The 14,686-nt window shown below is 42.3% G+C and carries 16 protein-coding genes and 1 pseudogene; all 17 read right to left on the reverse strand.

Annotated elements, in window-relative coordinates; genetic code table 11:
* A partial coding sequence (locus I2F62_RS11470) for a transposase-like zinc-binding domain-containing protein (RefSeq protein ID WP_324626742.1) occupies positions 1-135 on the reverse strand: 135 nt, incomplete at its 3' end.
* A 49-nt stretch (positions 136-184) separates the two neighbouring features.
* A pseudogene (locus tag I2F62_RS11475) lies at positions 185-280 on the reverse strand (DedA family protein); the annotation flags it as partial.
* 41 nt (positions 281-321) lie between these two features.
* The gene (locus tag I2F62_RS11480) at positions 322-942 is read right to left on the reverse strand and encodes a glutathione S-transferase family protein (protein WP_324627142.1); all 621 of its coding nucleotides are present in this window, start codon (positions 940-942) and stop codon (positions 322-324) included.
* 153 nt (positions 943-1,095) lie between these two features.
* Positions 1,096-1,428 (reverse strand): DUF7709 family protein, encoded by a 333-nt coding sequence (locus tag I2F62_RS11485; protein ID WP_324627143.1) that lies wholly within the window; start codon positions 1,426-1,428, stop codon positions 1,096-1,098.
* A gap of 117 nt (positions 1,429-1,545) precedes the next feature.
* The gene (gene infC / locus I2F62_RS11490) at positions 1,546-2,097 is read right to left on the reverse strand and encodes a translation initiation factor IF-3 (protein WP_324627167.1); all 552 of its coding nucleotides are present in this window, start codon (positions 2,095-2,097) and stop codon (positions 1,546-1,548) included.
* A 5-nt stretch (positions 2,098-2,102) separates the two neighbouring features.
* Entirely contained in the window at positions 2,103-4,025 is a 1,923-nt protein-coding gene (gene thrS, locus I2F62_RS11495; protein ID WP_324627144.1) for a threonine--tRNA ligase, read from the reverse strand.
* Between the two features lie 248 nt (positions 4,026-4,273).
* Positions 4,274-4,822 carry a ribosome biogenesis factor YjgA gene (gene yjgA / locus I2F62_RS11500; protein ID WP_324627145.1) on the reverse strand — a complete coding sequence of 183 codons (549 nt, stop codon included), beginning with the start codon at positions 4,820-4,822 and terminating at the stop codon, positions 4,274-4,276.
* A 2-nt stretch (positions 4,823-4,824) separates the two neighbouring features.
* Positions 4,825-5,094 (reverse strand): HPr family phosphocarrier protein, encoded by a 270-nt coding sequence (locus I2F62_RS11505; protein WP_324627146.1) that lies wholly within the window; start codon positions 5,092-5,094, stop codon positions 4,825-4,827.
* Positions 5,091-5,945 carry an RNase adapter RapZ gene (rapZ, locus tag I2F62_RS11510; RefSeq protein WP_324627147.1) on the reverse strand — a complete coding sequence of 285 codons (855 nt, stop codon included), beginning with the start codon at positions 5,943-5,945 and terminating at the stop codon, positions 5,091-5,093. The genes I2F62_RS11505 and rapZ overlap by 4 nt, the downstream gene beginning before the upstream one ends.
* A gap of 35 nt (positions 5,946-5,980) precedes the next feature.
* The gene (gene panC, locus I2F62_RS11515; protein ID WP_324627148.1) at positions 5,981-6,826 is read right to left on the reverse strand and encodes a pantoate--beta-alanine ligase; all 846 of its coding nucleotides are present in this window, start codon (positions 6,824-6,826) and stop codon (positions 5,981-5,983) included.
* Between the two features lie 2 nt (positions 6,827-6,828).
* Entirely contained in the window at positions 6,829-7,638 is an 810-nt protein-coding gene (panB, locus tag I2F62_RS11520; protein ID WP_324627149.1) for a 3-methyl-2-oxobutanoate hydroxymethyltransferase, read from the reverse strand.
* Positions 7,639-7,657: 19 nt separating this feature from the next.
* Complete coding sequence (gene folK / locus I2F62_RS11525) at positions 7,658-8,164, reverse strand: 2-amino-4-hydroxy-6-hydroxymethyldihydropteridine diphosphokinase (RefSeq protein WP_324627150.1); 507 nt, start codon at positions 8,162-8,164, stop codon at positions 7,658-7,660.
* A complete protein-coding gene (gene pcnB, locus I2F62_RS11530; protein ID WP_324627151.1) occupies positions 8,161-9,624 on the reverse strand; it encodes a polynucleotide adenylyltransferase PcnB in 1,464 nt (487 codons plus the stop codon). Before pcnB ends, folK begins: the two co-directional genes overlap by 4 nt.
* Positions 9,625-9,756: 132 nt before the next feature.
* A complete protein-coding gene (locus tag I2F62_RS11535) occupies positions 9,757-10,107 on the reverse strand; it encodes a ComEA family DNA-binding protein (RefSeq protein ID WP_324627152.1) in 351 nt (116 codons plus the stop codon).
* Between the two features lie 8 nt (positions 10,108-10,115).
* Positions 10,116-10,880, reverse strand: coding sequence for a nucleoside triphosphate pyrophosphohydrolase (gene mazG, locus I2F62_RS11540; protein WP_324627168.1), 765 nt, complete (start codon positions 10,878-10,880; stop codon positions 10,116-10,118).
* 78 nt (positions 10,881-10,958) lie between these two features.
* Positions 10,959-13,259, reverse strand: a complete 2,301-nt coding sequence (locus I2F62_RS11545) for a bifunctional (p)ppGpp synthetase/guanosine-3',5'-bis(diphosphate) 3'-pyrophosphohydrolase (protein ID WP_324627153.1) — start codon at positions 13,257-13,259, stop codon at positions 10,959-10,961.
* Between the two features lie 20 nt (positions 13,260-13,279).
* Positions 13,280-14,683 (reverse strand): 23S rRNA (uracil(1939)-C(5))-methyltransferase RlmD, encoded by a 1,404-nt coding sequence (rlmD, locus tag I2F62_RS11550; protein ID WP_324627154.1) that lies wholly within the window; start codon positions 14,681-14,683, stop codon positions 13,280-13,282.
* Positions 14,684-14,686 lie beyond the last annotated feature (3 nt).

Consider the following 14,686-nt stretch of genomic DNA (forward strand, 5'->3'; position numbering starts at 1 on the left):
GAGTGCATGATCACCGATAAACTGACGTTTACATATTTTGCATTGGTAATTTTGTTTACCATCCACTTTTATGCCATTTTTCTTTATACTGTCGCTCAGGCAGGTAGGACATTTGATGTGTAGAGTGATTAGCATTTCTCTATAGTATCAAATTCTTACCTGTTTTTTTATTTCAGCATACTTTTTGAAACACCACCGAAAATAAAACCGCTTCGGACTGAAGCGGCAATAATGTTGCTGCACCAAAAGCAGCAAAAAACAAGGTTAAAAAACTCAGCATCAATCAAATAAATACCATAGCAATAGCCACCTAACGGTCGCTTATTTCAATTGAATCGCCAATGCTTTCTGCACGGCTGGCCGCTGTTTTATACGTGCGGCATAAGCCTTGATATTCGGAAAATCATCTAAATTAATGCTCTGCCATTCGTGGCGCAAAATCCACGGAAAAATAGCCATATCCGCAATTGAATATTCACCAGCAACATAATCTTGCCCAACCAATTGCTGTTCTAAAACAGCATACAAACGTTTGGTTTCGCCTACATAACGCTCGATTGCATAAGGAATTTTTTCTTTTGCGAACTGACTAAAATGATGATTTTGCCCCAACATGGGTCCAAAACCGCCCATTTGCCACATTAGCCATTGCTCGACTTCAACGCGCTTTTGTTCATTGGTCGGATAAAATAATCCTGTTTTACGTCCCAAATATTGCAAAATCGCGCCCGATTCAAAAATTGAAATCGGTTGTTGATTCGGTCCATCCTGATCAACAATGGCAGGAATTTTATTGTTCGGAGAAATCTTTAAAAAATCAGGTTGGAACTGATCATTTTCAGAAATATTGATTGGAAAGATTTGATATGCCAATCCCATTTCTTCAAGGGCAATGCTAATTTTTTGTCCATTGGGAGTACCCCAATAATATAGGTCTATCATAAAATACCTGCTTATCCTATTTTTCTATGTTCAAGTCTTTATATACGCTTTTAACACGGTGCTTGCCATGCGCTAAAAGTATAAAATTCATGTATTTTAACAGTGACTATTCTTAAGAACCTTAAAGGACATCATAAAATAAGCCGCTCATTTTTATTTTATGTTTAACTTTTGGCTATTTTGATAGTGTTTGGCGTGTTGACCTACAAATTTTCGACCTTGATTTTCACCGATCATCCACTCTTCGACAGAAAATAAATCAAACAACCCCACTTTAAACAAAGTTGGAATCGCTAAAATGAGTTCCTGCTCGACTAGACCTCGCTCACCAGCATTATAAAGCACAATATTATGCAATAATGTGGCGACTGTACCCGTTTGAACCTGTGTACCATCTGTAAGCTTAACAGCTGGAAGTACCTGCCCTTTTTCAATCACTTTCTGATTAATATGTGCAAGCTGTTCAGCACCATCAATCTGTTTCATATTTTTCTCCCCATACATATTTCATGATTTGGGTGCGACTCAACGTATTTTCAATCTCGGTTAAACAAACATAAAAAAACGCAGCGGTTAAGCTGCGTTTTTTGGATGAATGGGGAATTACTTTTTCTTTTTCGGTCCAAGTAACATACCCATTTGGCGACCTTCCATTTTTGGCGCTTGTTCCACAACACCATAATCAACCACGTCAGCTTCAACTTTTTGCAGTTGAGCCAAACCAAGTTGTTGATGGGCCATTTCACGACCACGGAAACGCAAAGTGATTTTAACTTTGTTGCCTTCTTCAAGGAACTTTAAAATCGCACGCAATTTCACTTGGTAATCGCCCACATCCGTTGCAGGACGTAGTTTAATTTCTTTCACTTGCACTTGATGTTGCTTTTTCTTGGCTTCTTTTTGCTTTTGTTTTAAGTCAAACAAGTGCTTGTTGAAATCCATGATTTTACAAACAGGTGGCTCTGCATTTGCAACAATCTCAACGAGGTCAAGATCAGATTCTTCTGCAGCGCGCAATGCTTCTGCAAGTGAAACAATGCCTCTTTGCTCGCCATCTGCAGCAACAAGACGAACTTCTTTCGCTTTAATCTCGTCATTTAATGCAGGACGGTTGCTTTTACCACCTTGTTGTTGGTTACGTTCAGGCTGTTTAATCTTTCTTACTCCACAATGTACCGGCCACGTTCGGCTACGGCAGATTTCACCAAGTCAATAAATGCATCAATTGACATAGTACCTAAATTTGTTCCTGAGCGAGTACGAACATTAACAGTACCTTCCTCAACCTCACGGTCACCTAATACTAAAAGGTACGGAATACGCTCAAGTGTACGCTCACGAATCTTAAAGCCGATTTTCTCATTTCTCAAGTCTGAAATTGCACGAAGGCCATTTTCTTTGAGTTTTGCCACCACTTGTTCACACGCTTCGGCTTGCGAGTCAGTAATATTCATGACGCAAGCTTGAATTGGTGTTAACCAAGGTGGCATAAAACCAGCATAGTGTTCAATAAGTATACCAATAAAACGCTCAAAACTGCCAAGAATTGCACGATGTAACATAACGGGTTGATCGCGTTCGTTATCTTCCGTTACAAAAGATGCATCTAAACGCTCTGGCAAGTTAAAGTCACACTGAATTGTACCGCATTGCCAAATCCGACCTAAGCAGTCTTTGAGTGAGAATTCAATTTTTGGACCATAAAACGCGCCTTCACCCGGCTGTTCTTGCCAATCTAAACCGGCTGCATCTAAAGCATCTGCTAAAGATTTTTCTGCGATATCCCAAAGTGCATCATCACCGACACGTTTTTCCGGACGTGTTGAGAGTTTCATTTGCACATCTTCAAAGCCGAAGTCTTTATAAACATCTAACGTCAGTTTGATAAAGTCTGCAACTTCTTGACCAATTTGTTCTTTGGTACAGAAAATATGCGCGTCATCTTGAGTAAAACCACGTACACGCATAATGCCGTGTAAAGAACCCGATGGTTCGTTACGATGACATGAACCAAACTCGGCCAAACGAATTGGCAAGTCACGGTAAGACTTTAAGCCTTGATTAAAGACTTGCACGTGACATGGGCAGTTCATTGGTTTAACTGCGTAGTTACGGCTTTCAGAATGCGTGGTAAACATGTTGTCTGCATAGTTTGCAGCATGTCCTGACTTTTCCCACAGGGTAAAGTCGACAATTTGTGGGGTACGAATTTCAAGGTAACCGTTGTCTTGTTGAACTTTACGCATGTATTGTTCAAGCACTTGGTAAATGGTCCAACCATTTGGATGCCAAAATACCATGCCCGGCGCTTCTTCTTGCATATGGAACAAATCTAAAGCTTTACCAATTTTACGATGGTCACGCTTTTCGGCTTCTTCAATACGTTTTACATAAGCAGCAAGCTGTTTTTTGTCAGCCCACGCTGTCCCGTAAATACGTTGTAATTGTTCGTTTTTGGCATCTCCGCGCCAATAGGCACCCGAGATTTTAGTCAATTTAAAATGTTTTAAAAATTTGGTGTTGGGCACGTGTGGACCACGGCACATATCCAAATAATCTTGATGATAATACAAGCCCATTTGGGTTTCTTCTGGCATATCATCAATTAAACGTAATTTATAAGTTTCATTACGCGCAGTAAATTCTTTAATCACGTCGGCACGAGGCGTCATTTTTTTAACGACATCGTAGTCTTGATTAATCAATTCTGCCATGCGTGCTTCAATCGCTGCCATATCTTCTAAGGTAAATGGCTTTGGACTGAAAATATCGTAATAGAACCCTTCTTCAATCACAGGTCCAATTACCATTTGCACTTCAGGGAACAATTGCTTAACCGCATGTCCAACCAAGTGCGCGCAAGAATGGCGAATAATTTCAACGCCTTCTTCGTCTTTTGGCGTAATAATTTGAACGGTTGCATCTTCTGTGATTAAGTCACAAGCATCAACCAAATGACCATTAACACGACCTGCAACCGTATTTTTTGCAAGACCTGGTCCAATACTTAGGGCAAGATCCATTACGGAAACAGCTTGATCAAACTGTTTTTGATCGCCATTTGGCAATGTAATAATTGGCATAAAAAATCCTTAAGGAGTGATGCCCCATACATCGGAGCATATCACCGCGAGATTATGATCGAGGAAATCCTCAAAATAAAAACGGTGGGGTAAATTGTTGTTTAATTTTACACGGCTTCGGCGCTTTAAGGAACCTTTGTTGCTATATAAGCCATGTATCATCAAGAATTTATTTGTATTACTCAACAAATGTCAGCGTCAAACATTTCAATTAAAAAAATAGCGACCATGGCTGCGGTCGCTATGTTTTATTTGGCTTTGCCTTGATCGGACAATAACGCCACTTGCTGCACGTAGTTTAAAATACGCTGACGCGCCACTTGTAACTCTTCATCGGTTGCTTCTAAGCCTTTGTCGCGATGATAACGCAAAATATGCTGACGCAAGGTATGTCGATCGGTTGCATTATGCATTTTGATAAATTCTTTGAGCGCACTGTCGCCTTGCTCAATTAAGCGATCGACCCAACGTTCAAGTTGCGCTTGTTTTTTTAAGCCTTGCTGCGGGGTTAAATACGATAAAATCACTGTTTCATCTTCATTACGCAGTAACTTTCCAACCCGTAAAAATTGGCGGCGTTTGGCTTCAAACGAAGTAATGCTTTGCGCATCGAGTAAAGCCTCGATCAGGCGCTCATCGACAGGAAGTTGCTGAATTTTCTTACTTGGAAGATTGGCCAGTTGTTCACCTAAAGCTGCCATGCGTTGCACTGCTTTTTTTTGTTCGGTTTTACTTGCACGACCTTCTAAAGCTTCAAAGTCATCATTGGTATAGCGTTGTTGCGGACGTCGTGCCACGTTTAATCTGCCTCATAAAATTTTGCGACAAAAAGCGCCTGAACATCCTCAAGCGCTTTTTCTTCATCTGAACCATCAATGACTAGGCGCAAAGTCGTTCCTTTGCCTGCACCTAGCATCAGCAAGGCCATGATATTTTTAGCATCAATTAACTTTTCGCCCTTGCCTATTTGAATAGAAGAGCGAAATTTTGTGGTTACTTCAATCAATTTGCCAGAGGCACGTGCGTGTAAACCAAGTTTGTTAATTACATCTACTGTGGTGTCAATCATGACCAATGCTTCATTTCTCTATGTAAAACTTGAATCGACCAATCATCCGCCTCGAGGGCTTTTTTCAGTCGATCCACCATATAAACCGAACGGTGTTGTCCACCGGTACAGCCAATAGACACGGTAATGTAGTGTCTGTGTCCTTCTGCAAAAGCCGGTAACCATTTTGCCAAGAAGTGATAAATATCTTCAAACATTTGACCCGTTTGTTCAAAACCACTCAAAAAGTTTTGTACAGGGGTGTCTAAACCCGAAAGCGGGCGTAATTTTAAATCCCAATGTGGGTTTGGCAAATGACGAATATCAAAGACATAGTCGGCATCCAGCGGAATGCCATGTTTATACCCAAAAGATTGTAAAATCACAATCAAATTGTCACTTTGCCCAAGCTTAGATAATAAAGTGTGTTTTAAGTCATGTACACTTTTATCTGTGGTGTCGATGTTCACAGTTGCGCGCAGTTGAATCGGCAATAATAAGCCTTTTTCTTCTTGAATGCACTCATGCAAACTGGTCCAACGTCCAGATAAAGGATGTGGACGGCGTGACGCGCTAAAACGAGCAATCAATTCTTGGTCTTGCGTGGTTAAGTAAATAATATCGACCGAACCATATTTTTGTAACTGTTCAAAAACTTGGTCAAATTCTTGTAAATCGGCTCGGGTGCTGCGAACATCAACCCCTAAAGCCAATTGTTCAAGATTATTTTCTTGATCGAGCTTACCCACAATTTCAGGCAGTAACGCCAACGGCAAATTATCAATACAGTAATAACCCAAGTCTTCAAGTACTTGTAAAGCAGAAGACTTTCCAGAGCCCGATTGACCTGTAACAATAAGTATCCGTTTCATGACGCAACCATCCTCATAGCATTTTAAATGAGAGCTTAGCCCATATATTTGACAAATAGATTATCAATTAAGCGCGTTGTTCCTAATTTTGCTGCAACAAACAGCATGGTGTCTTGCTCGAACTGATTCACCGCGCTTAGTTGCGGTGTTCGCGCTTCGACATAATCAATCTCAAAACCGGCCTGAATTAAATTGGTTTTGATTGTTTCTAGCACATCATTTAAGGCTTGACCTTGCTGTAACGCTTGCTGTGCCTGTTGTAAATTTTGATAGATGCTTGGTGCAATCGACCGCTGTGTTTCCGTTAAATAACCATTTCGTGAACTTAAGGCCAAACCATCGTCGGCGCGTACAATCGGCACTGCAATAATTTCTAAGGGAATATTTAAGTCTTGTACCAACTGACGAATCACCGCAACTTGTTGGTAATCTTTTTCACCAAAAAATGCATAGTTCGGCTGAACCATGTTAAAGAGTTTGGTTACTACCACCGCAACACCGTCAAAATGCCCTTGGCGTGACGCGCCGCATAAATCGTTGGCCATGCCACCCACCGTAATATTGGTGAGGCGAGGTTGAGTGCCATACATTTGCTCAACGCTAGGCGCAAATAAAATATCGCAGCCAGCATCGGCAAGAAGTTGGCTGTCTTGCACCAAGGTTCTTGGGTAATTTTCAAAATCTTCATTCGGCCCAAATTGAATGGGATTGACAAAAATACTCACCACCACCACATCACACAATTTACGCGCTTCACGGACTAAATTCAGATGCCCTTCGTGCAAATTACCCATGGTCGGCACAAAACCAATCAGCTTACGTGCTTGGCGTGTTGGATTTAAAGATGCAGCCAAACCTTGTACAGTTGTTTCAGTCTTCATATTTATAGCTCAACCTGAAAAGTGTGTTCGGCAGCTGGGAAGCTTTTGTCTTGCACTGCTTGATGATAAGCACGAAACGCATCTAAAATTGCCGATGCGCCCGATTGTTCTGTCATAAAATTACGCACAAATCTTGCAAGTTTGCCTGTGGTTAAACCAATCATGTCTTGTACCACTAAAACTTGACCATCGGTATTATTGCCTGCGCCAATACCAATCACAGGAATGTGCGGAAAGGTTTCTGCAACTTCTTGGCCCAATTGTGCCGGTACACATTCTAACAATAAAATGGCCGCGCCAGCCTCAACCAAGGCGTGACAATCTTCAAGCAACTGGTCGGCCGCTTCACGGGTTTTGGCTTGTAATTTATATCCACCAAAAACATGCACCGACTGAGGCGTTAACCCCAAATGCATGCACACAGGCACACCATTTCGAGTTAAATGGGTTACAGTCTCGGCAAGCCAAGCGCCACCTTCAATTTTAACCATTTGTGCGCCGGCTTGCATTACTGCGCGCGCATTGGCAATGGCATCGGGAAGTGTGGCATAACTCATAAACGGTAAATCCGTCATAATGAAGGCATGCTGATTGGCACGGCGTACAGCTTGAGTGTGATAGACCATATCGTCTACCGTTACAGGTAAAGTCGAATCGTGCCCTTGTATGGTCATCCCCAATGAGTCGCCAATTAAAATGCTATCAATTTCTGCAACTTGCATTACTTTTGCCATACTGGCATCGTAGCAAGTTAAACAAGAAAATTTGCGACCTTGCGCTTTAAATTGTCTTAAATCATTGAGACTAATCATGCTATTCCTCTACATCTTTTTAAACATGCACATTCAAGGCTGTATCAATCCAATCTTCCGACTGAATGGCAACCAATGTGGATGCTTGCACTACGGGCGAAGTTTTTAATGCCTGTTGTGCAACTATAAGTTCTTTATTTAAATCTAATAACGGGATCATGACAAAATCGCGCTCGAGAAGCCCGATATGTGGCACGATCAACCGCTCGTGCTGTATCTGTTGCTGACCATAAATCAGTAGGTCTAAATCTAAAGTTCGCTCACCCCAACGGCGTAAACGAACCCGTCCAGCATCTTGTTCAAATTGTTGTAAACAATTCAGCAGTGCTAAGGGTTCAAGTGTGGTTTTAAGTTCAACCACGGCATTTAAGTAATCGGGCTGATCCTGCGGGCCCATGGGTGGTGTAGAGTATAATTTCGACACGCGCACCGAACCAATGGTTTTTAACTGAGCCACCGCTTGCTGCAAAATATGCAACGAATCGCCTAAATTACTGCCTAATCCAATATAGGTTTTGACTGTCATTGTGTTGGCCCAAAAACCACCTGCGTTAAATCACGCTGTACGCGTTTGCGTTTTAAAATAGGATGATTATGGTCGATATCCGATGTGGCTGCGTGGCTTGGGTTGGATTCAACACGTCGTGTAGACGATGCCGATTCTGTGCGCTGACGTGACGGACTGCGTGAACGGCGTCCTTCTCTTTCAACAACCAATGGTGCCATTTCAGTCTGTGTTTCAGCTTCATCGCTAACTGTGGCAGTACGGCGTTTTTTCGCCCGACCGCGATTATACTGTGCAATGGCTTTTTCTTTTTCATCATTCGTTAAGGTTTGATAAGCATCCCACCATTGCCCCATTCCTTCGGTGCTAAGGTCACCCGCTTTTTCACGCAACAATAAAAAGTCAAAACCAGCACGGAAACGTGCGTGTCCAGCCAACGCCTGAATTTGCTGTGGTTTTGGATTCAGCAATCGGGTTTGCATTTCCCACACTTCGCGAATAAAGGTTTCAGCAAAACGAGGAATGACGGTACGAGTCGATTGACGCTTTAACACATCTAAAGAGGCTTGCGCCCGTGCTTCAGCAGGAACAATGCCTTTTTTAAGATATTCATCACAGCGTTCTAAGAATTTTTCCCACAATAACACCGCATAGAAAAATGCAGGATTAATGGTTTTTCCAATTTGAATACGCTGATCGGTATTTTTTGCCGCAAGTTCAATAAAGGTAGTCACTTTAGGACGCACTTCTGCAAACAATTGCTTCCAAATGCCAAAATCAATTAACAAAGGCAATACGCGCTGTAAATGCCCCATGGTAAATAATTTTTGTGACTCATCGTACAAACGGTGTGGCGATACATCGCGTAGTAATTGCGTCATCTCTGGCGTAAATACGTCTAGAATTTCAGGCGCAATATGAAAGTTTAATTTGGCCGAAAAACGTAACGTACGCAGCATACGCACAGGATCTTCTTCAAAACGTAACGCCGGATCGCCAAGCAGGCGTAAAGTTTTCTTGCTTACGTCCTGAATTGCATCGCAAAAGTCTAAAATTTCGCCTTTGCGTGGCTGATAATACATCGCATTAATTGAAAAATCACGGCGGACAAAATCTTGTTCTATAGTGCCCCAGTTATTGTCACGCAGGATCATCCCTTGTGCACTGGTCACGGCTTTTTTAGGTGGCGCTCGGAACGTTGCAACCTCAATTAAATCTCGGCCAACATACACATGTGCCAACTCGAAACGTCGGCCAATAATGCGGCAACGTCGACCAAAAACTTCTTTTACTTGAGCAGGCGTGGCATTGGTTACCGCATCAAAGTCTTTTGGTTGTAGTCCGAGCATTAAGTCACGAACTCCGCCTCCAACAATGTATGCGTTATATCCTGCTTTGGTTAAAGCATCGATGACTTCTACAATGGAAGATGGTAATTGTTTGATGGATAAACCATATTTTGACGCGCGTAAGGTGTGCAAAAGACGCTTTCTCCTACGTCTGGAGTTAATATTATGAATCGTCGCTCATCATAGTGCATCAACCTGCAAAGGGCAATTTGAATATTACACCTAAACTTTGCAGTGCTCATCGACTATGCATGACAAGCTTTATTATAAACGTAATTTATTACGATTTTTTTCAAAAAGTTTCTCTCCAATGCCCTTTATATTCTTTAATTCATCAATTTGGTTAAATTTTCCATGTTGTTGACGATATTGAATAATCGCTTGGGCTTTTTTCTCACCAATGCCAGTTAATTTTTGCTGTAATTCCAACGCCGAAGCCTGATTCAGCGAGACCTGTTGGCTGGGCTGTTTGTTGGACAAAGCACTCGAATTTGCTTGAACGCTGTGCTGTGAGTTACGCCAATGCTGATATTTCTGGTCAAAACTTTCACCACTCGAAGCACTGGCCGAATGTATTAATGTCAAAGATAACAGCGCAAAAATGGTTCTTTTCATAGCATTCTCTATTGTTGCTCTTGTTGTTTGGCCTGATTCCAGAACGCATCCATGTCATCCAAACTTAAAGCTTGAATCTGCTTGCCCTGTGCTTTGGCTTGCGTTTCTATATAGGCAAAACGGCGTCTAAATTTCCGATTGGTTTGCAATAATGCCATTTCGCCAGACAGTCCTAATTTACGTCCCACATTAATTAAGGAAAACACGCAATCCCCAAATTCAGCTTCAATCTCTGCGTGATCTTGGCTATGAATGGCTTGTTGTAATTCCGACCACTCTTCGTCAAATTTGGTCATTGCATCGCAAGCATTTGAAAAATCAAAACCAACCTGCGCTGCAACGTTTTGGATTTGCTCTGCTTGCACAATGGCAGGCCCATGTTTAACGTCATCTAATATTGACTGCACCTTGCCTTGTTTTTCTTGTTGCTTAATTTTTTGCCATAACGCTGTGACATCTTCACTCGACAATTGTGCATAGTGCTCTGCATCAAAAACATGTGGATGCCGCCGAATCAACTTTTCCATGAGGGCATCAACCACATCGTTAAAATTAAATGCGCCTTGTTCTTGATACATCTGCGATTGGAACACCACTTGTAGCAGTAAATCGCCCAGTTCATTTTTAATTTCGTTTAAATGGCCTGTTCGAATGGCATCTTCAACTTCGTAAGCTTCTTCTATGGCATATTTTGTCAAACTTTGCGGACTTTGTTTTCGATCCCACGGACATTTTTCGCGTAATTCTTGCATCAATGCCAAAAGTTGTTCAATTGCCATTCTTATCCCCCAAAACCAACTTAAATAAAAACACCCGATTGGGCTGTGGCCTCAATCGGGTGTCGGTGTTTATTAATTTCCTTGCACCAAGCGCCGCGCGCTAATAATGCCCGGTTGTTGTTCTAAACGTGCCAATAGTCGTGACAATTGCGACAGCCCTTTCACTTCAATCAGCAGTTTCATGTTGGCAATGCCATCGGCTTCTGAAATGGTGTTGACCTGACGGATATTAATTTGGTCTGCAAAAATCACTTGGGTTAAATCGCGCAATAAACCACGACGGTCATACGCTTCCACCACGATTTGCACACTTTGCCCCCGAGTCGGTTGCAATTCCCAATCGGCATCGACAGCCCGTTCAGGTTCTTGGCTAATCATGCGCACGTAATCGGGACAAGCAACTTTATGAATGCTCACACCACGGTTTAATGTAATGTAGCCGCCAATCGGTTCGCCATGTACCGGCTGACAACACTGTGCGATATGTAACTCAACATTATCCAAACCGTCAATTAAAATGCCATGCGCAGACAAGGTATGACTTGCACGCGGATTCAATGCCGGCTTCAATACCAATTCAGGCTCATCCTGATCGATATTCATATGTCGATTCACCTGATTCATCAGCGCATGCAGACTAATGTCACCATTCACCAATGCAATCAGAACATCCTCGCCAGATTTTAAATTAAAATGGCCGCAGTATTCGTTTAAGTCGATACTTTTCGGATGAATCGCCAAACGCTGCAATTCTTTCGTGAGCAACTCGCGCCCAACTTCTAAATTTTTACTCCGATCTTGCTGTCTAAACCAATGGCGCAGCTTATCGCGTGCACGCGAAGTTTTAATGTAACCTAAAGAATTCACCAACCAATCGCGGTTCGGTTCGCGGTCTTTTTTGGTTAAAATTTCAACTTGCTCGCCAGTTTTTAACGCATAGGTGAGTGGCACATAGCGCTGATTCACTCGCGCAGCGTAGCACTTGTTTCCAACTTGGGTATGTACGTGATAAGCAAAATCTAAAACCGTAGAACCGCGTGGCAACTCTTTAATGTCGCCATCTCGGCTAAACACATAGATTTTTTCAAAATCTTCAAAATCTTGCAGCTTTTCAAAATCATCTTCATCTTTGGGATGTGCGCTGCTTTCGTTACGCTCTTGATAATGCTCAAGCACCGCACGTAATGAATGTAAGCGATGATTAAAAGAAAAATCTGTGGTTTTCGCGCCTTCTTTGTAGTTAAAGTGCGAACAAACCCCAAGCTCCGCCTCTTCGTGCATATCATGCGTACGAATTTGCACTTCTAAAGAACGGTTTTCAGCAATAACTGCGGTGTGTAACGAGCGATAACCATTGGCTTTAGGATTAGTAATATAGTCATCAAACTGATGCGGAATATGCCGCCAAATTTGATGAACAATGCCTAAAACGTGATAACACTCAGGTACATCTTTCACTAAAACACGCAATGCACGAATATCGTACAACTGATCGAAGCTGAGGTTTTTACTCTTCATTTTTCGGTAAATTGAGTAAATATGCTTCACACGGCCTTTAATGTCCGCTTCAATGCCAATGTCCGCAAGCTCGGTTTTTAAACGATTCATGACCGATTGAATGTACTGCTCACGCTCTAAACGTTTTTCATTGAGTAAAGTTGCAATTTCTTTATAGCGTTCAGGTGCTAAATAACGAAAGGCTAAGTCTTCAAGCTCCCATTTTAATTGGGCAATGCCTAAACGATGCGCAAGTGGCGCATAAATGGTTAAGATTTCGCGAGCAACACGTTCTTGTCGTTCTTTTGGAGATTTTGCAAGTTCTCGAAGCTCGTAGGTTCGTTCTGCAAGTTTAATTAAAACCACACGAACATCTTCGGTGACCGAAATCAGCATTTTATAAATGCCAGTTAAATGTTCTTGCTGATTATTATTAAAATGATCTTCTAGGCGTTTGTTTTTCTCAATCAGCTCGGATAACTTACCCATCGACAAAGTGCCTTGCACTAAGCTTAAGATATTTTCGCCATAGCGTTGTTTGATTTCATCTAAAGAGGTTAAGCCTTCACGCACACTCCGGTACAGCAAAGCTGCAATCAAAGTATCTTCATCTACATGCAAATGCGCCAAAATATTGGCCAAACCAATGCCTGTAGAAAAGGTATTGGTGCGATGATGCGTGGTTGTTTGTAATTCTTTTTCTAGGGTCAACCTAGCCACTTGTTCAAGTTGATCAAGTTTTGCGCCATCCAACTGATGACGAACGCGATCTAGCCATTCCTCTAGATCTTGCTGCGCTTGTTGGGCATGTTCGACAGTCGTTTTTTCTGACAACTGAGTGAGTCGCTCAGGTAACTGCTCACGTACCGTGACCATACCGATCTCCTATTATCATGTCATTCATTAGCGTCGTTAATTCGCTCAGTTTTTTCAAACAAAGTAATCGATTCGACATGTCCTGTATGCGTAAACATGTCCATTACCCCTGCTCGTTTTAATGTATAACCTTGCTGGACAAGTATACCTGTATCTCGGGCAAGTGTTGCAGGATTACACGAAATATACACGATTCGTTTTGCACCAAAATGAGAAATATAATGCATGACCGCATCTGCCCCTGAACGTGGCGGGTCAATCAATAATGCATCAAAATCTTGTTGTGCCCAGGGTTGCTGTGAAAAATCTTGGGTTAAATCTTGCGAGAAAAACTGGATATTGTTCAGATGGTTCAGCACGGCATTTTCTGTGCCCCGCAACACCATATCTTCACTCCCCTCAACGGCAATTACTTGCCCCGTTTCCCCCACACAGCGTGCCAAAGGCAACGAAAAGTTCCCCAATCCACAAAATAGATCTAAAACGCGCTCGCCTTGTTTTAATGCCAGCAATTCACATGCCAACGCCACCATTTGCGCATTCACGCTGGCATTCACTTGGGTAAAATCGAGCGGTGAAAAGGCAAAATTCAGTTTAAAATCGGGCAAGCTATAATGTAAGCGCGGCGATGCATCCGTTTGATCAATGCGTTTTAACGTCTCTGCACGCCCCGATTGCAAGTACAATTGCCAATTTTGTGCTTGGGCAAACGTTAAAAGTTTGGTGCGATCTGCCTGACTTAATTCAGCCGTATGTCGTACCAACAAGGCAATTTCAGCATCGCCCATGGCCAGTTCAATATGACCAATATCGGCTTTGGCTTTAAGCGTTTCAAGAACTTTTTTTAATGTAGGAAGCTGCGCGCCTAAGGTCTGGTCTAACACCGGACATTCTTGAATATCGACCAAACGATTGCTATTTCTGGCTCGAAACCCAAACACCAAACGACCTAATTTAGGCACATAACGCACGCCCACCCGCGCACGACAACGATAATCAGTTCGCTGTGAACGCACAGCAGTTAACCATTGTTCCGGTTGCACACCGGCAAAATGAGTAAGGTGAGAATCTAGAACTTGTTGTTTAAACGCAATTTGCGCATCTGCATGCATATGTTGCAAATTACACCCACCGCAAAGTTCAAAATGCTGGCATATAGGTTCAACACGGTCTTTAGATGGCTGACTTAAAATTTCAATCGCATCGGCTTCATCTAAACGTTTTGATTGATGGGTGATTTGTGCGCGAACCTGCTCACCAGGTAACGCAAATTGAATAAATACTTTTTTGCCATACGCCGCTTCAGGATGTTCTAAATCGGCCTGATAAAGTGCAATACCTCGCCCTTCATGTGAAAGTGAATCCACCTGAAAAACATAACGTCCTAGCGGTTTTGCTGAACGAGATTTAATTTGCGCTTTCAAATT

This window comes from Acinetobacter sp. MD2(2019), from assembly GCF_035615615.1.
GTDB lineage: Bacteria > Pseudomonadota > Gammaproteobacteria > Pseudomonadales > Moraxellaceae > Acinetobacter.

Coding starts and splice junctions, on each gene's coding strand:
- I2F62_RS11480 (WP_324627142.1), bottom strand. CDS start 942: ATGATAGACCTATATTATTGGGGTACTCCCAATGGACAAAAAATTAGC.
- thrS (WP_324627144.1), bottom strand. CDS start 4,025: ATGCCAATTATTACATTGCCAAATGGCGATCAAAAACAGTTTGATCAA.
- I2F62_RS11485 (WP_324627143.1), bottom strand. CDS start 1,428: ATGAAACAGATTGATGGTGCTGAACAGCTTGCACATATTAATCAGAAA.
- folK (WP_324627150.1), bottom strand. CDS start 8,164: ATGACAGTCAAAACCTATATTGGATTAGGCAGTAATTTAGGCGATTCG.
- panC (WP_324627148.1), bottom strand. CDS start 6,826: ATGAAGACTGAAACAACTGTACAAGGTTTGGCTGCATCTTTAAATCCA.
- I2F62_RS11535 (WP_324627152.1), bottom strand. CDS start 10,107: ATGAAAAGAACCATTTTTGCGCTGTTATCTTTGACATTAATACATTCG.
- I2F62_RS11545 (WP_324627153.1), bottom strand. CDS start 13,259: ATGGTCACGGTACGTGAGCAGTTACCTGAGCGACTCACTCAGTTGTCA.
- rapZ (WP_324627147.1), bottom strand. CDS start 5,945: ATGAAACGGATACTTATTGTTACAGGTCAATCGGGCTCTGGAAAGTCT.
- panB (WP_324627149.1), bottom strand. CDS start 7,638: ATGATTAGTCTCAATGATTTAAGACAATTTAAAGCGCAAGGTCGCAAA.
- I2F62_RS11505 (WP_324627146.1), bottom strand. CDS start 5,094: ATGATTGACACCACAGTAGATGTAATTAACAAACTTGGTTTACACGCA.